At 41.4% G+C, this 22387-nt stretch carries 26 protein-coding genes; 13 read left to right on the forward strand and 13 right to left on the reverse strand.

The features are described from left to right. Positions 1 to 44 precede the first annotated feature (44 nt). Positions 45 to 1223: an MFS transporter gene (locus MTO98_RS06340; protein WP_243485769.1), complete on the reverse strand. Its 1179-nt coding sequence runs from the start codon at positions 1221 to 1223 to the stop codon at positions 45 to 47. Between the two features lie 12 nt (positions 1224 to 1235). After that, a complete protein-coding gene (locus MTO98_RS06345; RefSeq protein ID WP_243485770.1) occupies positions 1236 to 1985 on the reverse strand; it encodes a DeoR/GlpR family DNA-binding transcription regulator in 750 nt (249 codons plus the stop codon). 66 nt (positions 1986 to 2051) lie between these two features. Here MTO98_RS06345 and MTO98_RS06350 point away from each other — a divergent pair, with 66 nt between their 5' ends. Further along, on the forward strand, positions 2052 to 2612 hold the full coding sequence (locus MTO98_RS06350; RefSeq protein ID WP_243485771.1) for a 5'(3')-deoxyribonucleotidase: 561 nt from the start codon (positions 2052 to 2054) through the stop codon (positions 2610 to 2612). A 74-nt stretch (positions 2613 to 2686) separates the two neighbouring features. Here MTO98_RS06350 and MTO98_RS06355 read toward each other — a convergent pair whose 3' ends face one another. The 3 genes from MTO98_RS06355 to MTO98_RS06365 are packed head-to-tail and all read right to left on the reverse strand — an operon-like array spanning position 2687 to position 6138. After that, positions 2687 to 3535, reverse strand: a complete 849-nt coding sequence (locus tag MTO98_RS06355; RefSeq protein ID WP_243485772.1) for a hypothetical protein — start codon at positions 3533 to 3535, stop codon at positions 2687 to 2689. A gap of 19 nt (positions 3536 to 3554) precedes the next feature. Next, positions 3555 to 4898, reverse strand: a complete 1344-nt coding sequence (locus MTO98_RS06360) for an acetylxylan esterase (RefSeq protein ID WP_243485773.1) — start codon at positions 4896 to 4898, stop codon at positions 3555 to 3557. 7 nt (positions 4899 to 4905) lie between these two features. Next, positions 4906 to 6138, reverse strand: coding sequence for an acyltransferase (locus MTO98_RS06365; protein ID WP_243485774.1), 1233 nt, complete (start codon positions 6136 to 6138; stop codon positions 4906 to 4908). A gap of 43 nt (positions 6139 to 6181) precedes the next feature. Here MTO98_RS06365 and MTO98_RS06370 point away from each other — a divergent pair, with 43 nt between their 5' ends. Next, positions 6182 to 6454, forward strand: a complete 273-nt coding sequence (locus MTO98_RS06370) for a hypothetical protein (protein ID WP_243485775.1) — start codon at positions 6182 to 6184, stop codon at positions 6452 to 6454. Between the two features lie 61 nt (positions 6455 to 6515). On the opposite strand, the gene MTO98_RS06375 is transcribed toward MTO98_RS06370, so the two are convergent. Beyond that, positions 6516 to 7472, reverse strand: a complete 957-nt coding sequence (locus MTO98_RS06375; protein ID WP_243485776.1) for a TIGR01212 family radical SAM protein — start codon at positions 7470 to 7472, stop codon at positions 6516 to 6518. A gap of 593 nt (positions 7473 to 8065) precedes the next feature. On the opposite strand from MTO98_RS06375, the gene MTO98_RS06380 reads away from it, so the two are divergent. Then, positions 8066 to 8383, forward strand: coding sequence for a hypothetical protein (locus MTO98_RS06380; protein ID WP_243485777.1), 318 nt, complete (start codon positions 8066 to 8068; stop codon positions 8381 to 8383). A gap of 17 nt (positions 8384 to 8400) precedes the next feature. Here MTO98_RS06380 and MTO98_RS06385 read toward each other — a convergent pair whose 3' ends face one another. The 4 genes from MTO98_RS06385 to MTO98_RS06400 form a co-directional block, all read right to left on the reverse strand. Beyond that, positions 8401 to 9192 (reverse strand): DUF5995 family protein, encoded by a 792-nt coding sequence (locus MTO98_RS06385; RefSeq protein WP_243485778.1) that lies wholly within the window; start codon positions 9190 to 9192, stop codon positions 8401 to 8403. A 67-nt stretch (positions 9193 to 9259) separates the two neighbouring features. Then, positions 9260 to 10006, reverse strand: coding sequence for a sulfite exporter TauE/SafE family protein (locus MTO98_RS06390; protein ID WP_243485779.1), 747 nt, complete (start codon positions 10004 to 10006; stop codon positions 9260 to 9262). 76 nt (positions 10007 to 10082) lie between these two features. Next, on the reverse strand, positions 10083 to 10565 hold the full coding sequence (locus MTO98_RS06395; RefSeq protein WP_243485780.1) for a DoxX family protein: 483 nt from the start codon (positions 10563 to 10565) through the stop codon (positions 10083 to 10085). A 209-nt stretch (positions 10566 to 10774) separates the two neighbouring features. Then, positions 10775 to 11164, reverse strand: a complete 390-nt coding sequence (locus MTO98_RS06400; RefSeq protein ID WP_243485781.1) for a hypothetical protein — start codon at positions 11162 to 11164, stop codon at positions 10775 to 10777. 224 nt (positions 11165 to 11388) lie between these two features. Between MTO98_RS06400 and MTO98_RS06405 the strand changes: the two genes are divergently transcribed. Further along, on the forward strand, positions 11389 to 12153 hold the full coding sequence (locus tag MTO98_RS06405; protein WP_243485782.1) for a hypothetical protein: 765 nt from the start codon (positions 11389 to 11391) through the stop codon (positions 12151 to 12153). Positions 12154 to 12678: 525 nt separating this feature from the next. Here MTO98_RS06405 and MTO98_RS06410 read toward each other — a convergent pair. Continuing rightward, on the reverse strand, positions 12679 to 12984 hold the full coding sequence (locus tag MTO98_RS06410; protein WP_243485783.1) for a hypothetical protein: 306 nt from the start codon (positions 12982 to 12984) through the stop codon (positions 12679 to 12681). A 281-nt stretch (positions 12985 to 13265) separates the two neighbouring features. Between MTO98_RS06410 and MTO98_RS06415 the strand changes: the two genes are divergently transcribed. Next, complete coding sequence (locus MTO98_RS06415; RefSeq protein ID WP_243485784.1) at positions 13266 to 14186, forward strand: hypothetical protein; 921 nt, start codon at positions 13266 to 13268, stop codon at positions 14184 to 14186. Positions 14187 to 14461: 275 nt separating this feature from the next. On the opposite strand, the gene MTO98_RS06420 is transcribed toward MTO98_RS06415, so the two are convergent. Beyond that, positions 14462 to 14980, reverse strand: coding sequence for a hypothetical protein (locus tag MTO98_RS06420; protein WP_243485785.1), 519 nt, complete (start codon positions 14978 to 14980; stop codon positions 14462 to 14464). 147 nt (positions 14981 to 15127) lie between these two features. Beyond that, positions 15128 to 16378: a methionine adenosyltransferase gene (gene metK, locus MTO98_RS06425; protein WP_243485786.1), complete on the reverse strand. Its 1251-nt coding sequence runs from the start codon at positions 16376 to 16378 to the stop codon at positions 15128 to 15130. Between the two features lie 217 nt (positions 16379 to 16595). Here metK and MTO98_RS06430 point away from each other — a divergent pair, with 217 nt between their 5' ends. The 8 genes from MTO98_RS06430 (at position 16596) to MTO98_RS06465 (ending at position 22377) form a co-directional block, all read left to right on the forward strand. Then, positions 16596 to 17483, forward strand: a complete 888-nt coding sequence (locus tag MTO98_RS06430; protein ID WP_243485787.1) for a diacylglycerol kinase family protein — start codon at positions 16596 to 16598, stop codon at positions 17481 to 17483. A 5-nt stretch (positions 17484 to 17488) separates the two neighbouring features. Continuing rightward, positions 17489 to 17824 (forward strand): translation initiation factor, encoded by a 336-nt coding sequence (locus MTO98_RS06435; protein ID WP_243485788.1) that lies wholly within the window; start codon positions 17489 to 17491, stop codon positions 17822 to 17824. Between the two features lie 427 nt (positions 17825 to 18251). Continuing rightward, positions 18252 to 19091, forward strand: a complete 840-nt coding sequence (locus MTO98_RS06440; RefSeq protein ID WP_243485789.1) for a MotA/TolQ/ExbB proton channel family protein — start codon at positions 18252 to 18254, stop codon at positions 19089 to 19091. An 89-nt stretch (positions 19092 to 19180) separates the two neighbouring features. Further along, the gene (locus tag MTO98_RS06445; RefSeq protein WP_243485790.1) at positions 19181 to 19804 is read left to right on the forward strand and encodes a biopolymer transporter ExbD; all 624 of its coding nucleotides are present in this window, start codon (positions 19181 to 19183) and stop codon (positions 19802 to 19804) included. Positions 19805 to 19810: 6 nt separating this feature from the next. Further along, positions 19811 to 20356, forward strand: coding sequence for a biopolymer transporter ExbD (locus MTO98_RS06450; RefSeq protein ID WP_243485791.1), 546 nt, complete (start codon positions 19811 to 19813; stop codon positions 20354 to 20356). 40 nt (positions 20357 to 20396) lie between these two features. Then, positions 20397 to 21227, forward strand: coding sequence for an energy transducer TonB (locus MTO98_RS06455; protein ID WP_243485792.1), 831 nt, complete (start codon positions 20397 to 20399; stop codon positions 21225 to 21227). A gap of 3 nt (positions 21228 to 21230) precedes the next feature. Further along, on the forward strand, positions 21231 to 21461 hold the full coding sequence (locus MTO98_RS06460) for a hypothetical protein (protein ID WP_243485793.1): 231 nt from the start codon (positions 21231 to 21233) through the stop codon (positions 21459 to 21461). Beyond that, positions 21451 to 22377 (forward strand): PstS family phosphate ABC transporter substrate-binding protein, encoded by a 927-nt coding sequence (locus tag MTO98_RS06465; RefSeq protein WP_243485794.1) that lies wholly within the window; start codon positions 21451 to 21453, stop codon positions 22375 to 22377. Before MTO98_RS06460 ends, MTO98_RS06465 begins: the two co-directional genes overlap by 11 nt. Positions 22378 to 22387: the final 10 nt, after the last annotated feature.

Genomic DNA, 22387 nt, shown 5'->3' on the forward strand with positions numbered 1-22387 from the left:
TTTTGGGAACAGCCCCGCGGGCTGAAAGCCCGTGGCAGACAACATTATTCCCCTACCAACACAGCCTCTTCTTCAACTACCTTAATTTTTTGCCTGCTCAGCGTGAATGCAAACACTGCGCCTGTTGAGGCCATGATCACGCCGACAATTTCGGGAGAGGTAAAGCCTAATCCCCAGGCAATGGGTAGGCCACCCAAAAACGCACCCAAGGCGTTGCCGATGTTAAAAGCGGCCTGTGTAGCTGCTGCACCGAGCATTTCGGCACCTTTGGCGGTGTTGATCATTAATGTTTGTATAGGCGAACCAATGGCCATTGAAAGTCCTCCGGTTATGAAAGTCATGACAAGCGACAGGATCTGGTTTTGCGACACAAAGAAGATGATAACCAATGATATGGCCATGGTGATCATCAATATTAAGCAGGCTTTTACCGGGGAAACCATATCTGCCAGTTTGCCGCCGAAGAAATTGCCTACCACCATGCCCAAACCTGCTAATATCAACACATAAGGCACATTGCTTGCCGGAAATTTTGAAACCTCGGTCATGAGCGGGGCGATATAGCTGATCCAGGCAAAAAGTCCGCCTGTACCAATTGCAGTTAAACCGATGATGAGCCATGCCTGTTTTTTTCTGAAAAATGAAAGCTCCGAGCGGATGTTCCCTGCGTTATTAGGGGCTAACTGCGGTAACCATAACTGGATAAATGTTAATGTAAGCAAACCAATTACAGCTATCATCCCAAAAGTATATCGCCATGAATAATGGTGGCCGATATAAGTACCTAACGGAACGGTGATCAGGTTGGCAACGGTAAGTCCGGCAAACATGATGGATATGGCCTGGGCCTGTTTACCCTTCTCGGCAAGTCGGGTGGCCACTACTGAGCCTACACCAAAAAATGCACCGTGCGGCAATCCGGCCAGCAACCTCGAAAATAACAAGACATAATGATTGGGGGCAAAGGCCGAACATGCATTGAAAACCGTAAAAATGATCATTAGCAGGGTTAAGATCTTTTTAGGTGGATAGCTGCCGGTAAAAGCAACCAATAATGGTGCGCCAATAACCACACCTAATGCGTATGCCGAAATAAGATGACCGGCAACAGGAATGCTTGTATGGAAATCATTGGCAATATCGGGCAGCATGCCCATCATCACAAATTCGGTAGTACCAATGCCGAGACCGCCTAAGGTTAACGGTAGTAAACTCTTTTTCACGTTGTTGTTATATTAAATTATATTAATGCCGGCTTCCCTGTATACTGCAAGTTCATCATCATCAGGAGATACATCGGTAATGATAGTATTCAGTTCTGTTACCGGGCCTATGTAATAAGGATCGGCCTTGTTTATTTTTTCCAAGGTGGATAGGGCGATGGTTTCTTTTGAAATTTCGATCATGGTTTTCTTGATCTCTGCTTCCTCATAATCTCTTGTAGTAATGCCGATGGTAGGGTGTACACTGCAAATTCCGAAAATACAAAGGTCGGCCCGGATATTCCTGAATGCGTTTATAGTTTCGTGGCCGATAGTGGTGAAGGATGACTTGTACAGGCGACCTCCTGCAAATATTACTTCAACGGTTGGATGATCTTCAAGCGCATTTGCTACCGGGAAACTATTGGTGACTACCGTAATCCTTAAATCGTCGGGGAGACTTTCAGCTACGGCAAGCGTTGACGTGCCGCCGTCAAAGAGCACAACCTGGCCATCTTTCAAAAAGCTTAGTACTTTTGACGCTATCACCTTTTTTGAGGCGACATCATGCTTTTCCCTCGCCCGGTAATGATGCGGGATAGGGGAGTGAGCAACTGCGCCGCCTCTAACTGCTGTTAGCAATTTTTGATCGGCCAGTACTTTGATGTCGCGGCGTATGGTATCTTCCGAAACATTGAGTTTTTCGCTCAGTTCGGTAAGCATAACTTTATTGTCTTTTGATACGTGATCTAATATGATCTGGAGTCTTTCTTCTCTTACCATGTTTGCAATATGATGCAAAGTTATAATTAATTTGCAAAATATTGCAATTATGTTTTGCTTTGTTGCATGAAAACGCAAGCAAAGAAAACCATTGCTATCGACATGGACGGCGTTATGGCCGATGTCGAGCCGCAACTGATCAGGTATTACGAGCAGTTGTATGGCATTACAACAACCATTGAAGCTATCGACGGCTTATCCCATGCGGAAGCATTTCCGTTAGATGCTGTAACGAAAGCCTCTCTGAACCTCCCCGGTTTCTTCCGTACGCTGCCGGTTATGCTCGGAGCTATTGAGGCTGTCAAAAAGCTGATGGAAGATTACGAGGTGTACATTGTTTCGGCAGCTACGGAATTCCCATTATCGTTGTTTGAAAAATTGGAATGGCTTCAGGAGTATTTTCCGTTTATCAGCTGGCGTAATATTGTGCTATGTGGCGATAAAAGCATCATCCACACCGATTACATGATAGATGACCATTGTAAAAATCTCGACTATTGCAGCGGTAAGGCAATTATGTTCAATGCCCATCACAACAAAAATGAACATCAGCACATACGGGTCCACAATTGGGATGAAATATTGAACCTGTTTGAAATGGAAAAAGCTTCTGCAGATTTGGCATAGTATAACCTACGGAAGCTTTTTGATAACTACGGACTATTGCTTTCGGCCTTAAGCATTCTGCTTTTAGCTAAAAGCTATTTCGTATCTATCCGGTAATTAAGTGATGCCGAAAAATTGGTGCCTGCGCCCGTATTGCGGCCTGTAACAAAGGTGCCGCCTGTTAAAAATAACGACAGGCTTTTGGCGAATGCATGGCCGTAGCTTAAGGATACCTGGTTAAATGCAAAATTTTTACTGGCGCTTGGGTTCACATTAAAATCTTTGTTGATACTGGTGGCATAAAAGCCGCCTACACTTAAGGAAATCTGCTCGCGGAATTTTTTATCGAGCGTTAAGCCGTATGTGGCATTGTACCTGTCCTGGAAAACACTTTCGTAACCGAAGTACTCGCGTACGCCGTTTTCGAGGATAAAGAAAGAGTTTTTACCGAATAAATGCCCGCTGCCCGCAAAAGCCAGTTTAAGCTCAGCCCCTTTTTGGTTATAACCCAATGCCGTGTTGGTGTACATGGGTAAAATGGCCGTACCCTGTAAGCTGAAGTAATATTTATAATTGATATTGGCCAGGTAATACCTGATACCCACTTCTAAATCCTGGAAACCCGAGCTTTTGCTGGTACCGAGATCTGTACTAAAGGTGTTCATAACATAAGGTGCCAGTACCGATAAGGTAAACTTTCGGCTTAAGCCAACTTCTGAATATAAAGAGTAGCTCCATGAACTGAATTTGCCGTTGTTAGCAAAGGCACCTTTATGACTGTCGGCATCCCAGGCTTTATTGGCAAAAAAGTAGGTAGCCGATGGTGACAGCGAGATCCTGCCCGGCCTTACCGGGAAACCTCCCGCATAACTTTTGCCGGTGGCTAAGGCTAACACCAATATCCCTGCAAGCAAGTATTTTGATAAAGTATTTTTCAAGGTCATGTGTGTAGATTTTAAGAGTTTAAAATAAACCGAAGGTGTCGCGCATCCAACGACCCTCATAATCCTTGTACACCTGGCTCACCTCGTGCGCAAGGTTTTTAAATACCAATACGTGTTTATCATTATGCATCGAATTAAAAACCGCGTAACCATTATTTGGCGGTACGTAAGGATCTAAAAGGCCTAAACCCAAAATTGTGGGGCATTTTATAGTTGTTGCAAAGTTTTTGGTATCGTAATAATCAAGGTTGTTCAACACCTGGTCAAAAGTTACGCCGGGTTTGCTTAACGTATATTTTTTAATATCGTTAATGGGCCACTCAACAGCGCCAACCAAATTGCGGATATCGCTCATGATAGGATTTTGTGCCGAGCAGAGGGTTATACGATGATCGAGCCCTGCAAGTGCAATAGATAAATAACCTCCCATACTGCCGCCGGTAGCCAGGATCTGGTCATGCCTTAAATTAGGCTGCGCGTAAATGAAGTCGACTGCGCGTACACAATCCATAATTACGCCGCGCATTACGTATTTGTTTTTATCCTCAATATGGTAGGAGATAAAAGCATCGCGCTCGGTATGGATCACATCGCGGCTTGTGCCTTGTCCGCGGGTATTCAGGGTGATGATCACCAGGTCGGGGTCGAGGCCCACAATAGGGTATAGCTTTACCTGGTAGCCGGGTAAGCCGAGCAGTACAGAAAATTTCTTGCTTTTATTTTTGCTGATGGGCACTGTCATGTAGCCGCGGATAGTAAGGTTATCCAGCGATTTCATTTCTATTTCGTAAACCTTGCGGTTTTCGGTGTTCATGGATGGCACCTCGGTAATTTTGTAGTTGGGTTTCACCTTGGCCAGTTCATCTTTGGCGGTTTGCCAAAACTGATCAAAGTCGGCTGGTTTGGCGTACTGTGATTTGATCTCATCAGGCCTGATGCCAAAAGCGCGACGGGTAGTATCGTCATAATCACTTACGTTGATCATCATGTTAACCTTATAAAAGCCAGTTTTTAGGTTAGGTACATCAAAATCATATTTGGAGGTACTTTTCCTGGCAACGTTTACCGGTTTGGACAGGGTTTTAACAATTTGTCCTTTATCGGTAGTGATATTGTATGATATGGTGCCTTCCTGGTTGGTATTGTAGGTGTTTTTAACTTCAAAACTAAACGAGGCGGCAGAGCTAAATTCGCCATCTTTATTATTGATGGTTAATACTGTTGATACTTCATCGTCACCGCCGCTTTTATCATTGGTTTCGGCCGGTTCCTTTTCGGTTTCCTGAGCCATAGCCGGCTTCACGGCACATATGGTGAATAAAGCGAAAGCTATGATCAGTAGTTTATTAGCGTTTTTTAGCATGTTATATTTAGGCTTTGATCTTGGCTGATTCATTTTCGGGATTACGTTCTTTGTTTTTGATCAGGAAATCAGACTTGCGGATATAATGATTAAGCGGCTCTTCTATCAATTTAAACAGCGTTATTGAAATGACATTTAAAACGATAAAAGCGTATAAAAGGTTTAAGCTATCATACTCAAACGGCGAATGCCAGTCCACCCCCCATTTGTCATAAAGTTCAAAAACGTGGTCATTAAGGCTGTTCATTCCCTCGTGTATGAAATTGTACATGTAACCTAAGTGGATAAGGTAAAATATATACGAGCTTTTGCCCAGCAGTTCAATAAAAGGGTGCGCTAAAAACTTTTTAAGCAGGGTGGTTTCGGTAAGCAAGCCATAAAAGAAAATAGCAATTGCGGTAGCCAGCAAATAGTTATTGGTGACAATGCCCCATGGATTGTGTAAGCCAGCCTCATATCCTTTCGGAATAGTTAAGGTCGACATGATCCACACGCAAAAGAGGATCATGAAAAAGCCCAGGTAAGTAAATTTCTTTTTGCTTGTGCCATCCAGTTTTTGCTTCCTTACGATGAGTGCAAGCTGAATACCCGCGAAAAACTCAAAGCATCGGCCTAAAAACGTGTACAGCATCATAAACGTAAAGTTGCCGAAGAAGCCGAACCAGTTTATTTGACTAAATATCAACACGAGTATAATGCCCAATCCTGTTACCGCGATAGGCTGAACATAAAACTTTCTGTATTTGGTGGCGATAAGGAAAATGAATGGTGCCGAAAAGTAAAAACACTCTTCAACCGTGAGCGACCAGCCCTGGGCAATGCCGGTAAATTTAAACTGATCGAAAAAGCCGCGTACAAAAACGATGTTCATGAAAAACATAACCACCGGGTTTTGCCCTGCCGTTACTGTTTGGTTTTGCGTAAAATGATAAGCTATGAATGCGCCAACGGTAAGCAATGCATACATCGGGTAGATCCGTGCTACCCGGTTTTTAAGGTATTGCAGAAACCAGGCTTTGGTTAATTTGAAGCTATCAAAATACCTGAAGGCTATCAAAAAGCCCGAAAGCACAAAGAAAATGGTAACCCCGATATGGAACTCATTAAAGAACCGTTGCACAGAGTGGGGAAATTTCTCATCAAAAACATACGAAAAATGCGATATGAAAACCAGGTAAGCTGCCATAGCTCTCACACCGGTTAATGCCGGAATATAATTGGATTGCGCTCTTTGTGACAAAACAGACGTATTTTAACTTTTAGATCAATTTAATTATACGTAAATGTTTGCAAAATGGATACCAATGTTTGAGAAGTTGCAGTTATTGAGTGGCAGCAGCAATTTAGGTCGTGGCATAAAACAAAATGGATTTGCTTATTCGTTAAACCTGAACCGGGATTTGGGGGGATTTGCCGGATTGATGGATTTTGTTTGGCTAAGTTTTCAAAGCGTTTTTATAGCATCGTCATTGCGAGGTACGAAGCAATCGCGAACTGTACAGATGAACTTGCATAGCCGCTCTGCCTATTGGGGATTGCTTCGTACCTCGCAATGACGCGTGGCTATTTTAGTGCCGTTGTTGGTATAGGATAAAAAATCTTGTCAATCCCAAAATCCTATAAATCAAGGTTCAGGCCGCTTCCCTGCACCACACCCTTGCTCAAGATCCTTTGATCAATATAATACTGGATCTCAGATTTTTTCAATCCCCAGTTGGGGGCAATAAGCAGTTCGCGGTCACTAAGGCCAAAGAGGCGCTGGATCACAATATCCGGCCGAACAAGCGGTAACAGTTCGCACAAAAAGTCTGCATATTCTTCAATTCCGAACAGGTGGAACGGTTCGCGTTTATATTTTACGCCCATTACCGAACCCTCAACAATATGCAGGTGGTGGAATTTTACAAACTTGATCTGTTTAAAGCGGTTGATCTCGTCGGCATATTTCAGCATCATCTCCTTAGTTTCCCAGGGGAAACCGAAAATGGTATGCACACAAATATCCAGCTTTGAATTTTCGACCAGGCTTAGGGCTTTTATCAGTTCTTCATGACTGCAGCCACGATTGATCTGGTTCAGGGTATCGTTATAGATACTTTCCATACCCATTTCCAGGTCGACATCAAAACGGTCGGTATAGCTTTCCAGCAGGGCGATTTTTTCGGCATCGATACAATCGGGACGGGTACCTACCGAAAGACCTACAATATCTTCAGTGCCATAGCTCAGCGCCTCGTCATACATCATTTTAAGGTAATGCGCCGGTGCGTAGGTATTGGTATTGGGCTGAAAGTAAATGATAAACTTATCGGCCTTATTACCTTTACGGGCACGTTCCATGCCTTCCTCAACCTGTTGGCGTACGGTAGGGGCGTTGCGGCTAACGGATGGGGTAAAGGAATCAACATTACAATAAGTACAACCACCGTAGCCTTTTGAACCATCACGGTTGGGGCAGGTAAAACCACCATCAACAATTACTTTAAATACGCGATGGCCTTTGTATTTTTCCTTAAGCCAGGGCCCGTAATTGTTATAGCCTTTTTCCCAGGTTGTTATTGCTTGCTGCTCCACTTTTCTTTCGTTAATTTTGCCGACTGATTTTGATCTAATCAATCAAGAGGCAAAGATAGTGAATTTTGATGAGGAGAAAGCCCCATATTGCCTGTACGGAGTATATCCGGCTATGTATTGAATAGTCCTCTGATATGCATTATCATTGTTTGATAAATGATTTAACCCCCAAAACGTGTTATATATAAGCTCCACGCTTGACATAATTGGCTTACTTGGTGTATACGTATGCAATATTCCTTTATATGTTTATAAAGTATTGCGTGCTATTTACATTGGGCAACACATTCCCAGCTATCGTTATCTGTTTTATATACCCCAATGGCTTAATAACTATGTGAAGTTTATTGGATTAGGAATGCTGGTGTTGTTTTTTGCGATTATGGCAATTTAAAAGAAACGAAAGTTGCCACTATCTGCATCGCCTTCAATTAATATAATCGTTTACCCGTTTATAAATGATTAGCTTTGACAAAACACGTTCTTTAATTAAAAAACATATGAGCCTTAAAAAGCCAGGGGGTACCCCCGCAACCAGGAAATTCAATCCTACCACCTCTCAGATTACTCACCCTAATTTAAATAATAAATAGATGGCTGCTAAATCATCAGAAATGCAAGCCCGTGAGTTTGTATACGATCTTGACAATTGTGCCAGCGAATATGGCTTTGGCAAGGAAGACGTTTGGCAGGTACACCTTGTTACCGAAAAAGACAAGGCAAAGCTTGCAAAAACCTACTATCCGCTTATGTCGGTGCCAATGGCTGCAGAAACTATCCCTACCATCCTTTCCCTTGTGCAGGGTAAGCTTATCAAATCTAATGGCATGGAGCTGCCTGCCGGTAAATCCGTAGTAATTAAAGACACGCAGCAATACCTGGTGGCTTATAATCTTAAGCGAACGTTTTGATTACAGGTAGGCTGTAATTAATTCACCTTCAAATATGTCTTTTTGTAAGTAGTCAGGATCTCGGTTATTTTGGATGGGTCCCGTTTTTCAAACAGGTGAATGATCCACACCGTAATACGCAGCATACCAACAGGGTTAACAATACCAAGGCCCAGCTTATTAATGTCATTATCCCGGCTGGCTATCTGTTTTGGATAGTCATCCCCGGTGCGGGTGAACAAGTCCTCGGCAAAGCACCAGGCACCGTCGCGGGCGTTGCTAAGGGCAAACTGGATCAGGATTGAATTATTTTGCGCGTGCAAACCTGCCAGCGACAATAGCGGAGAGATTTGGTTTAACTCGCTGATCACCTCGTAGGTAAGTGCTGAAAGTATGGTGTTGATGGAATTGAAATCCTTGTGCACTTCGGTTAGGGGTTGGTTAAGGTTGCGGGCAACTTCTACAACTGCAACACCCAAATCAAGGTTGATATGGGCATTCATACCAATAAGCAGGTGCTGCAATACCAATTTTGACGATTTGCTGAAAATACCAAAAGCCAGTTGCCAGCAATTTGAACAGGGCTGTTTTTGCTGCCAGCAGCGGTAGGCTGTAATATACCTGTTGGCAAATACTACGTCCAGTTGCTCCATCCGGGCTGAATTTTCAAACTCGCCATTTTGAATACCGTCTCTTACCTTACAGGTAACCTTATGATACAGCGCTGCAAAAAAACCGGCCCGGCTGTCGGTTTTTATAGCGTCGGCAATAATGGCCTCTAATTGTTCAATAATTTGATCAATGGTTTGAGCTTGTGCAATAGGTTCCATAACAGGCAGATAAGTCCAGGTACATTTAATTATTTTAAAGATAGGTTTTTTGTTGATAGCTTGTACATCAGGTTTTTATGTTAAAGATGCAAAACACTATTAAAAAGATCCCTATAAGCAGCAATCCCCCATATACATACTTAAAAAAAGATGCGTTGTTAAGTTTGTGGTTGAGGTACCGGCCTAAAAAAATTGCCGGAAATACCGCAGGGAGCGATACCATGAAGTATTTTAGTACTTCGGCCGTAATCAACCCTTTAAAAATATAGCCTGTTACCCCAATTAAACTTGCCGGCAAAAAATAACCCTGAAGGGTTGCCCTGAAATCTTTGGCGGTCCACTTCCGCATGTTGCCGTAAATAACCAGCGGTGGCCCGTTAACGCCATATGCACCTCCCAAAACGCCCGAAAGAAAGCCGCAGATAAAGAGCCATAGCTTGCTGTCGGTATCGAGCCTGAAGGTGTTTTTGCCGAACATGGCATATAACGAATACAGTATTATTAAGGCACCCAGACCGGTTTTTACCCATAACTCGTTACCATATATCAATATCAGTAAACCAATGGGGATACCCGGTATAGCGAAAAGGATGAGCCACTTTGCACTGTTTAACTGAATCTTACTGTGATCCTGTATCACAACTACCAATGCAACCAAAACGGAAATAAGTACCGAAAGTGGGACTGCCGCTCCGATAGGGATAAATATACTTAATAATGGTACGGCCACTAACGATTCGCCAAAACCAAAGGTTGACCTTACCAGTGTGGCAATAAAACTTATGATAAAAATGTAAAGAAAAACAAGATCCATCTTTGTGTTTATTAAACCTATTGATCATTTGCGCAAGGGCGCTGTATTGATCAATAGGTTGTTATACTTATTAATATTACGGTTTAGCAGCCCTGCGTTTTGCAGCCAGCAGGGAATCGGCAGAGAATATCCCGGCTCCCGAAATGAGCAGCGCGATGAGCCCGGCTATATACAGCAAATTGATCTCATAGCCCGGTGGACCGAAAACTGGCCCGCCGGGTGTTAAGCCAATGGTTTTTACCGAACTGAAGCCATAGTGGATTTGAATACCAAACATGGCAACAAGCATCATACCTATAAGGGGAATTGCGGTGATGCTCACCATTAATCCGATAAAGATGGCCAGGCCGCCAAGCAGTTCTGTAAAAGTTGAAATCCAGGCCATCACATGCGGAAAAGGCACGTGGATCTGAGCTAACAGGTTTCCGAAGGCTTCCGGTCCTTTGCTCAATTTTGCCCAGCCGTGGGCCATGAAGCCAAAGCCGATAGCCGCGCGCAAAAACAAAGGTGCCGGTTGCTGATAGTTTTTTCCGGCTATAGAAAATAGGTTGTTTATCATGATTGAAAATAATTGTTACGTGGTAATCCATTCGGGTTTGCCGAACATGCACATTGCTGCAAGCAGCGGTACAATGACAGTGCAAGCCCTATAATTGCTAAAAAATGTGGATACAATAGCCTGAAAGAGCTAATCAGTAATGCTTAACTTAAGCCGGAAGGCAAATGCATTTAAAGAATGCACTAAGCATTTTAGGAGGAAGAAGATATTCAAATAAGCAATGCCTTGTTTGCGAGATAAATGGGGACAGCGCTTAAACCGCGTACAGCGATATAAGGAGATAAGGCAACAACTTTTTTTGACAGGCCAATACCTGCAAAAGGTACCGCCTCAACAACAATAGCCATCAGTAACGGAACTGTTGTTTTTGACACAACTTCCTGGTAAGGGATAACTTTATCGCCGCTGTTGTATGCGTTACATTCCTCAATAATTGCTTTTACATCACGGGGAGCTTTTTGCTCCTTATTTTGAGGCGAATGATTGGCCAGTGAGCACAAAACATTTCTGAGCGGGCAATAGCCAAGCACAAGAAAAGCCACCATGATCATCAGGCTGAGTGATGATTGTATGGATTTGCTGTTTTTTCCTTGTGTCATAATAATGCTTTTAAATGCAATGTTTTTGTCCGCCAGTTAGTGGTTCACCTGCAAAGATAACATGTTTGGAAGAAGGGGTTTGTAACAAGATGATGAATAACCGGGGAATAAATTGAAAGCAATAGGGCAGGAGAAGGCTATTGAATTGGTGAAATGTACGACGTTATAAATTAATGAGTTATATTTATACTTGATTTTTTAATGTTCTAAATAAACCTGCACCTATGACCTCAGAACAGTTAACAACAGAAATAGACGATCTTAAAAAAGAGCTGGCCAAGCTCAAAGAGACTTCTGACGAGGATAAGAAGAAAGATTTTTGGCTCAAGTTTTTTTCGTCCATCTTTTTGCCGCTGGCCATCACAGCATCTGGCTACTGGTTTTCGCAGGCCATTAAAAAGCAGGATATGGAGCAGTCGCGTGATCATGATGCCGTTGCCAATCAGCAATATCAGCAGCAAATGCAGCTATCCATACAAAACCAACGCCTCGAAACATACAAGTTTGTGACCCCGCTGCTGGATATTATGGTAAATAACCCTGATCCGCAAAAGCGTGTATATGCCGCTAAAGTTATCACCGAGGTTTTGCCGAACGAGGCACCAGAGCTTTTAAAAACCGCCATTGCTTCCGACCCGGCAAATACCAAAAAATACCAAACCGCCTTTGACAGTACACAGGTTAAATTGGCTGCGGGTTTGTTTTCAGACAATAGCTCAACCCGAACAAACAGCGCCAATGATATTATGGTGAACTGGTATAAAACTGCAAGCATTGTACCGCAATTAATTGACTACGCATCACAAAACATGAGCAATGCCAATGGTATTTTTAACACGGTGGTTGTGCTGCAAAATATGCATGGCAATGTTTTGAAAGCCAACAAAGCTATAATTCAGGATTTTTTACAAAAAGTAATGAAGCTGGATAACATGCATAATACGGTAGCGAACGCCAAAGACTTAAGTAAAGCACTGAGTACGCTGTAGCCGATGAGAGTTTTCGTCTTCTGATCTCTTTTTTCAACGCTAATTTATTTATTACAACTACCATTAATTGGGATATCGAGTCCCAATTTTAAGTAATTGAATATGTGAGATTTTAACTTTATCATATGTTTAAGGGTATTAATAGTAAAATCCTAATTTTTTAACCTTTAAGTAATAATAGTTGTAAAAGTGCATTTGCAGCCTAAAAAATAAAGCTATTATTGAAACTATAAAAGATGGTTTTCGTTATAATTATAGTATTAATTAATTATTCACCTAAAAATTAAACACTATGATTACGTTATTAATAGCACTCAGCGCAAGTGCATTATGCGGTTTTTTTGTTGCGCACAGTACAAATGAAAACGAATGTTAAGTAATAGGTTAAACGTAGTAATTATGTGAAAGGCTGATCAGTGATGATTAGCCTTTTTGCTGGTTATTTACCTTTTACCTAATACTGTGAGTTTTAGTGACAGCCATTAGGCAACCAATTGAAAATAAGCTCCGTAATTTCTGTAAAAATTAAAAAATGAGAAGAGCGTTGATTATTTTATCAATTTTTACAGCAGTTTGTACCGTAGTTTCATGTAAAAAAGAGAAACACCAACCCTCAGTTAATCCGCCCACAAAAACGGTTAGATTTGTTTTATATACAAATGAAGATTTTTCAAAGGATGAGGATACAATCAGCTTTGTGGCAACCATACGTAATAATTCGGGTACCATTAACTCCCATACAATTTTTGATTCAACATTGGCCACAAGGCGGTTTAAAGATATCCCAGGCATATCAAATAAACTGATTTTCGAAAAAACAGTGCCCGACAATGGTTCCGTGCTAACGGTAGGTTTTATTTATACCGACAGATTTGGCGTCGGATCGCATTTTGATACCGTAAGTACTAATGAAAAATTAAAGGTTTTTGAGTATCCTTTTCAATAAGTTACTTGTATTGAGATTTTGGGGTAGACTCAATATCTGTTAGGCCTAATCTATAGCTTTTTGCAGCCAATTTGCTTAGCGTTAAATTTGCCTGCAGTAGCAGGGGATTGAATATCCTTTGCCCTGAATTTGCAAAATACTATAGTAAAATATTAGTTTTGAATATATGGCTAAAAATAATCGTCAAAGTGCCGGTGAGGCAACTGATAAAACCCGGCCTAAAAGTACTAAGGCTGTAACCACTAAAAAGCCCGGTAATACCAAAGTACATGCCGCCAATCCTCAAAACCCCGAAACAGCAGTTTTGTCCCTGCCCGAAAACCAGGAACACTCATTACAACAAAACGAAATGGAAGTACACCACCATCCGCAGTTAGAGCACAAACACAAACCATGGAAAGAGTACCTGCTTGAAGGCTTCATGATTTTTGTAGCCGTAATGATGGGATTTATTGCCGAAAACATAAGAGAAAGCATAACTAACAGTGAGCATGTAAAGGAACTTACCGCGCAGCTTGCGCAGGATATTAAGGCCGATACAACCCAGTTAAATGAAATTTACCGGGAGGAACTGAAAATAAGTAAAGCCAACGATACATTAGTTAACTTGCTGCAACAGCCTTTAAAAAAGGATGAGATCGGGCATATTCAAAAGCTTGTGATTGCATCACATAGTATGTGGCCTTTTCATCAATCGGCAGGGGCAATTAATGCAATCAAATATGAACTCCATTTAAAGCAGTTTTCTAACTCAAAAATTATAAGCTATATTTCAGAATATGAAAAGCATGTTGAATTGAGACATACAGTTCAGGATATTACCCTGCAATATCAACGAAGTTTTATCGATCCGTTTTTACTTAAACATTTTACCGGCGCTTCGCTGGATGCTGCTTTTAAAAAACATCCGCAGTTAAACCCTGAGACCCGAAATTTAACGCAAGAAGATATCGACCAGCTAAGTGCCGATATGATATTGATCCGGATCAATACCCGGGAGTTGCTGGCCGACAATCTGAGGGTGAAGAATGACGCAATTAAGCTATTGGACTATCTGAAAAAGCAATTTGACATAAACGAAGTGTAATAAATTGCTTTGGCTGGTGTAGGCGTGTGCTTTAAATAATAAGCCAGTACCTATTCACATAAGGTATTAATTAGCAGTTGGGGTGCTACCTTGGGCAATTTATCCGCTAAATACTTGCAAAAAAAGAAGTGTCATTTATTAATTTTCCTCTCAAGAAATCCAAATCACTTTTATTTCTTTCCTTTTTTTGACAAGAAATGAAAATTGATAAGCCGAGAAAAAAGATATCTTTTTCATGAAAAAGGGACATCTGTGCTTGTAAAGATGAAGCAAGCTCAGGAAATTCCGCTTTTTTTTACGGAATCAAAAAATTGGGACACTCCATTTGTTACAAGCCCGGGATGTAAACTGAACACCACTTTGATTTGCACTATAATGCTTAAAACCAAAAAGGCCATCCATATTGCAAACCACTTAAGCGGCAGCCTGGTATCGGCAACTGCTTTAAAAAAGAAGATGATCATCGCCAGCATGGCCAAAACCATGGCATAAGTAAATTGCTGCCAGCTGCTAACAGGTAAAAACCTGAACGCGTAGGTAGAGTACATGGCGCAACTGCCTGCCAGGGCAGCAAATGCCGTGCGCCTGATAAAGATCCATTTATTATCATCAAGCATTACCAGGGCTGCAATGGTGATAATCACCCATTTACTTGCCGCTACAATGTCGGATAGTAATATTGCGGTGGGCGTAGCTACGTAGCCAAACTTCTGTTCAATGAACCAGGCGGTTATTATTATTGATACAGCAAAATAAAGGATAGCGGCTACGGCATTCCGGGTATCGTTTGGCATCTAATTAAGTACGGGGGTTTGGACTTTAAATGTATGTATTTATAATTTAATTATGAAAGTCCCGCCTTAAATCTCCGATACCCCTGAAACAGCAATAGCGACAGGTGGTCCCGTCGCTATTGCTGTATATTATATAGGTGTAGCTAATTACAACCCGAAAGCTGTTTTAACTTTATCAACATAATCAAGCTTCTCCCAGGTAAATAATTCTACCTCGCGCTCAAGTTTGCTGCCATCATGTCCAACAAAAACTTTGGTAACGGTTTCGTTCGGCCTGCCGAAGTGTCCATAAGCCGCGGTTTCGCTGTAAATAGGGTTGCGCAGTTTAAAGCGGGTTTCAATGGCGTATGGGGTCATGTTAAAAATGCCTTCTACCTTTTTTGCAATTTCGCCATCGTGTAGCTCAACTTTAGCAGTTCCGTAAGTATTTACGTAGATGCCCATTGGCTGTGCCACGCCTATAGCGTATGATACCTGAACAAGTACCTCATCGCATAAACCGGCAGCAACCAGGTTTTTAGCAATGTGACGGGTAGCATAAGCAGCAGAGCGGTCAACCTTTGAAGGGTCTTTGCCTGAGAATGCACCGCCGCCGTGAGCACCTTTGCCACCGTAGGTATCCACAATAATTTTACGGCCTGTTAAACCGGTATCGCCATGCGGCCCGCCGATAACAAATTTACCGGTTGGGTTAATGTGGTACTTAATATTGTCGTTAAAGAAGTGGGCGTATTTTGGATATTTAGCTTTAACGCGCGGGATCAGGATACTGATGATATCAGCTTTGATCTTAGCAAGCATAGATTGTTCTTCATCAAAGTCATCGTGCTGGGTTGATATTACGATGGCATCGATACGCTGTGGTTTGTTATCATCGCTGTACTCTAAAGTAACCTGCGATTTTGCATCCGGACGAAGATATTTGATCTCATTGTTTTCGCGGCGGATGGCTGCAAGCTCTAATAATAAGGCGTGAGCTATATCAAGGGCAAGCGGCATGTAGTTGTCGGTTTCAACAGTAGCGTAGCCAAACATCATACCCTGGTCGCCGGCACCCTGCTCTTCTTTGGCGGTGCGGTCGACACCTTGGTTAATATCTGGCGATTGTTCGTGGATGGCCGAAAGCACACCGCATGAACTGCCGTCAAACATATATTCGCCTTTGGTATACCCGATTTTGTTGATCACCTCGCGGGCAATCTTCTGTACGTCCAAATAGGCTTTTGATTTTACTTCGCCGGCTAAAATAACCTGGCCTGTGGTCACCAGCGTTTCGCAGGCAACTTTCGATTCGGCATCAAATGCCAAAAAATGATCAATCAGTGCATCTGAGATTTGATCAGCTACTTTATCCGGGTGTCCTTCTGATACGGACTCTGAAGTAAATAAATATGACATAAATTAAGATTTAGCACGGTTAAAACTTGATGGGAAGGCTTTAAGACGGATTGAGTAGTAAAAAGAAGCATGGTTTTAGCACTTTTTTACGTGGTTGCAATCCGGCTCCATCGTAATAAGGAGCATTAAATCAGTCCACATTCGGCCGGTAAAAGTAAAACAAATTTCACAAAGCCGAAAATACATTTACTTTTGACGATTGAAATAATATATATAGTTGAAACGGAAAGCGTTATTTATAATAAACCCAATTTCGGGCGGGAAGAAGAAGGACGGGGTGCCTGAATTGATTAAGGATACGGTTGATAGCGGTGTAATGGAGCCGGTTATAGCATTTAGTGATGGAGTAGCCCATGCAAGGGTTATCGCATCCGAAGCAATTGGCCAATTTGATACAGTGGTAGCGGTTGGTGGCGATGGCACCGTGAATGAAGTGGCATCGGCCATTGTAGATACTGAAATGTCACTTGGTATAGTGCCGTTTGGATCAGGAAACGGGCTTTCAAGGTTTTTGGGGATCCCTATGGATACAAAAAGCGCTATTAAAAACCTTACTTCCGGTCGTACCGAAATCATTGATTCGGCCAGGGTTAACGGGCAGCCTTTTTTTAATATGGCGGGTATGGGGTTTGATGCCCATATCAGCGAGATCTTTTCGCACGGTAAAAAGCGAGGTTTTATCAGCTACATCAAATCTTCAATAAAGGAGGTGGTTGGTTATCAGTCGCAAAATTATCATCTTGATATCGATGGGAAAAAGTATGATTATAAGGCGTTTATGCTCAGCATAGCCAACTCATCACAGTATGGTAACAATGTGCATATATCGCCAAAAGCAAGCCTTCAGGATGGTTTGCTGGATGTTTGTGTGATAAAGCCCTTCCCGCTTTGGAGGTTTCCGGAAATGAGCATGCGCATGCTGGTTAAAGCAACCGAAAGTTCAAAATATGTAGAAATTATCCGCGGTAAGCAGATCCTGATAAAAAGGGAGCATACCGGTCCTATTCATTTAGATGGCGAACCACAAATGGCAGGCACGGGCATAGATATTAATATATTGCCAAATTCGTTAAAAGTTATAGTTGGCCCGTCATTTAAAAACTGATCAATATGGCTAAGAAAAATTTTACCGGCGTAGTTTACTCAACCGATCCGGATTTTCAATACCAGGAAAATGGAGGGGGGCAGCAGGAAACCTTGCCACCACAGCAGCAAAACCTTAAAATATATCTTGATCGTAAGGGCGGTAGTAAGCTGGTTACCCGTATTACAGGGTTTATTGGTGCCGATACCGACCTTGAAGCGGTAGGAAAAAAGTTAAAATCAAAATGCGGGGTTGGTGGTTCAGTTAAGGATGGCGAGATCCTGATCCAGGGCGATTTCAGGGACAAAGTGTTAACTTTACTGCAAACAGATGGCTATAAAGCCAAAAAAGCCGGCGGATAACATTAAATAAACAATTATAAACCGTAGTTTAACAAAATTATTTAGCAGCTGCCTTTTAAACAAAATGTGTAACTATGCGTTACAAGCATGCACCGAAGGTGAATGTTGCCGACGTTTTTTATAATCTTTTAAAAAAAACAGTCGATTTTAGCTTGGTAACACAAATTTTATATGTTATCACTTGCTATTTTTAAAAAAAATGGTTTTCATTGCAAATAATTGTGTTGGCAACACACAATAAAATTGTAATGTTGCGTTTATAAACACCAACAATACGCAGAATGATATTCTGTATTAAAAAATTGTAAAGAATAACATAAATGGTTTTTTTAATTCAATAAAATTCTATTTTTGTTATTCCCAACAAACAGCGCATTTTAACTAACTTATAAAATAAACAAAAACAAAAACTAAAAATTCAAAAGTAATGGCAAACGCACCAACAAAACCAACTACTCCTGTTAAGAAAGAAAGCTCAAGTGCATCGGGCATGTTTGCTTCTTTAACTATTCCAATCTGTCTGGCAGTAGCTATTTTAATATTCGTTTTCATCCTTGGTGATCCAAGCCACTTCAAAGGCGGCGACGTAGAGCACGGATACCCTTCTGATATTTTCGGAACAATTCACAAAGGTGGGGTAATTGTACCTTTGATCATGTCATTTTTATTAATGGTGATCGTTTTCTCAATCGAGCGTTTCGTAGTTATCAGCAAAGCTTCTGGCGCTGGTAGTGTTGACGGCTTTGTAAGGAAAATCCAAGCTCTTTTAAATGCAGGTAACATTGCAGGTGCTTCTGCAGAGTGCGACAAACAAAAAGGTTCTGTTGCTAACGTTATCAAATCAGCATTGAAAAAATATGGTGAAATGGAAGCTGAACCAAACCTTGACGTTGATCAAAAAACTTTAGCTATCCAAAAAGATATCGAAGAAGCTACAGCTTTGGAAATGCCAATGCTTGAGCAAAACTTAACTATCATCGCTACATTAGTATCTATCGGTACATTAACCGGTCTGTTAGGTACGGTTGTGGGTATGATCGGTGCGTTCTCTTCATTAGCGACAGCAGGTGTACCTAACCAGGTTGAACTTTCTGCACACATCTCTGAAGCTTTGATCAACACTGCATTCGGTATCAGTACTTCAGCTATCTCAATTATCATGTACAACGTATTTACGTCTAAAATTGATAAATTGACTTACGCTATCGACGAAACTGGTTTCAGCATTGTTCAAACATTTGCAGCTTCGCACAAAAACAACAGATAAAAATATAGTAGTGCTTGATGCCTCATGCACAATAAGTTAGAGGCAAAATAGTTAATACTGAAACACTATATATTTTTAAGAAATTTAACATGGCAAGGATAAAAGTCCCAAGAAAGAGCACCGCAATTGACATGACCGCTATGTGCGACGTGGCGTTCCTGCTGCTTACTTTCTTTATATTAACTGCAAAAGTAAAAACCGAAGACCCGGTACCTATTGATATACCAAAGTCTTCAATCCAGCAGCCGGTACCTGAATCTGATTTTGCTACAATATCTGTAGGTGCTCAAAAAGCATTCTTCGGTGTTGAAGGTGTTGATATCCGCAAGGAAACGTTGAACCAAATGGGTACAATTTATCACATGACCTTTACTCCTGAAGAGCAAACCAGGTTCTCTACCATTACTTCATTTGGTGTGCCAATGGGTTCATTAAAGCAATTTATTGCTTTAACCGCTGATCAGCAAAAGAAATTTGCTCAGCCGGGTATACCTCGTGATTCTGTATCAGGTGAATTAACTAACTGGATACGTCAGGCCCGTATAGCTACCAAAGCTTTACATAACAAGGAGCTTCGCTTAGCTATCAAAGGTGATAGCAAAGAAGAGTATCCTGTTATCAGGGATGTTATCGATATTTTGCAAAAGCAAAAAGTTAACAAGTTTAGTTTAATTACGGATTTAGGTAGTGCCGGTGGTGCTGCTAAAAAATAAAAGATCATGGCAGAATTAGATACCTCCGGGGGAGGCAAACACAAAGGCGGGAAGGTTCGCAGTAAAAAGCAGTCAACCCGTGTAGATTTAACCGCGATGGTGGATCTGGCTTTCTTGTTGATCACCTTCTTCATCATGACCACTACGCTTGCGAAAGCAAAAGCGATGGATTTGGCCATGCCTGATAAGGATGAGAAAACAAAAGACCAGATGGATATTGCCGCTTCACGTTCAATGACCATTTTATTGGGCAGCGACGACAAATTGGAGTGGTATATCGGCGAACCAGGAAAATCTGCGCCAACAATTGATAATTTCAGCCCGGATGGGTTACGTAAAACGTTAATTGAAAAAAGTAAAGAAGTACAACAAAAAACAGGCAAATATATGTTTGTTGTGATAAAGCCAAGCGATAAATCAAAGTACAAAAACATGGTTAGCACGCTTGACGAAATCAACATTGCCAATATTCAAAGTTATGGTATTGTTGGTATCACACCAGCAGAAGTAGAGTTGCTTAAAAAAGACGGCTTGTACAACGATAATAAATAGTATTAAATAACGTTATTAATTTCCATTAAAGCCTTAACAGATGTTAGGATCAAAATTAGACATACTAAAGCAGGAATGGATCGACGTTGTTTTTAGTAATCGTAACAAGGCCTATGGCGCTTACGAACTAAGAAAAGATAATTCAAAAAATACAAGCAAGGCTTTAATTATTGCAATTGTATTGTTTGTGTTTATCGTTTCTTTGCCTACTATCATCAACAAGATCAAAGGTCTTATCCCAGAGAAAGACCAAAAGGTGAAGATAACAGACGTGGTTCTGTTACCTCCGCCACCGGTTGACCAAACAAAGAAACCACCTCCGCCGCCACCTGAACCACCAAAACCAAAGGTTGACCAGGTGCGTTTCCCTCCTCCGGTTGTAAAACCAGATAACGAGGTTAAGGAGAAAGATCCGCCAACAGTAAAAGAACTTGCTGTGGCCGATCCAGGTCAGAAAGATCAAAAGGGTGACCCTAACGCCGACATCAGAATTGATGAGCCGGTAGGTAACTCTGACGTTAAACAAGTTGTGGAAGCCGATCCTAACCAGATCTTTACTTCAGTTGAGCAAGTTCCAGAATTTGCCGGTGGTTTAGAGAAATTTGGAGCGTACCTGAGCAAAAACATCAGGTATCCGGCTGTAGCACGTGAAAACAATACTCAGGGCCGCGTAATTTGTACATTCGTTGTGGAAAAAGATGGTTCCTTAACCGACATCAAAGTTGTTAGGGGTATCGGCAGCGGTTGCGACGAAGAAGCCGTACGTGTATTGAAAAACTCACCAAAATGGAAACCTGGTATACAAAACGGTCGTCCGGTTCGTGTACAGTACAGCGTTCCAATCAGCTTTACTTTAGCATCTGAAGAATAAGTAATGCCATTTAATTACGATAAAAAGCAAAAATCGCCCAAAAGGCGGTTTTTGCTTATTTTAGGAACCGCTGCATTCATTTGCTTTGTGGTTTTAGGTCTGATGATCATGTTCTGGGAAGCACTTCCCTTACAGATGCAACATTATCAACGTTTACTTTTCGGCGGTTTTATTATAGTTTACGCGGTTTTAAGGTTTTCAAGATTGTTTAAAAAGGATCAATATGAAGATTAATTTTAAGGTTGCTTATGTATCGATTTTAGTTGTTTCCATAGCCGGTTTACAGGCATGCAAGCAAAAGCAAGTAAAATCCGTACCAACCGATAGCTTCAATGCCGGAAGGGCAACTTTTGTAGCCGATGAATCGTTTTCGCCTATAGTAGCACAGGAAGAGTATGTTTACAGAAGCCGGTACCCCAACGCCGATCCTGTATTTGTTTACAAAACAGAAAACCAGGCTGTAAATATGTTGTTAAATGACAGTGTAAGGGTTGCCGTATTATCACGTGATCTGGATACTGCAGAGCGTAATATAATTACCCGTCGCTCGTTAAGTGTTGAGGTTGTTCCTTTTGCGGTAGATGCCATTACTTTAATTGTTAATAACGCATCAAATGATACTACCATTACCGTAGCTCAATTAAAAAAGGAACTTAATGGGCAGGGTAGTGGAAATAAAACTATCGTTTTTGATAACCCCAATTCAAGTTTGGTAAGGTATTTGAAGGATTTCTCTGGTAATAAAGAGTTTAAACAGAAAAACATTTACGCTCTTAAATCGAATATTGAAGTTATTAAATACGTTAGCGAACATCCGGATGCACTTGGGATTATCGGCTTTAGCTGGTTAAATAACCCCGAAAAGAGCTATGCCGGTTACGTTGATAAGGTGAAGATTGTAGGTGTTAAAGACGAAGGCAATAAACAGTATGCCAACGAATATTTTAAACCTTCTCAAGAATCACTTGTCTTAAAACAGTACCCGTTAAGCAGGGGATTGTATATGGTTAATTGCTCGAGCAAAACTGGCTTAGCAGCCGGATTTGTCACCTTTTTAGCCAGTGATGTAGGGCAGCGGATAATATTAAAATCGGGTTTGTTACCTGATTCTATCCCGCCAAGAGAGATAAATTTAAAAAGTAAACTATAACTAAATAAAG

It is taken from the genome of Mucilaginibacter sp. SMC90, assembly GCF_022811725.1.
Classification (GTDB): domain Bacteria; phylum Bacteroidota; class Bacteroidia; order Sphingobacteriales; family Sphingobacteriaceae; genus Mucilaginibacter.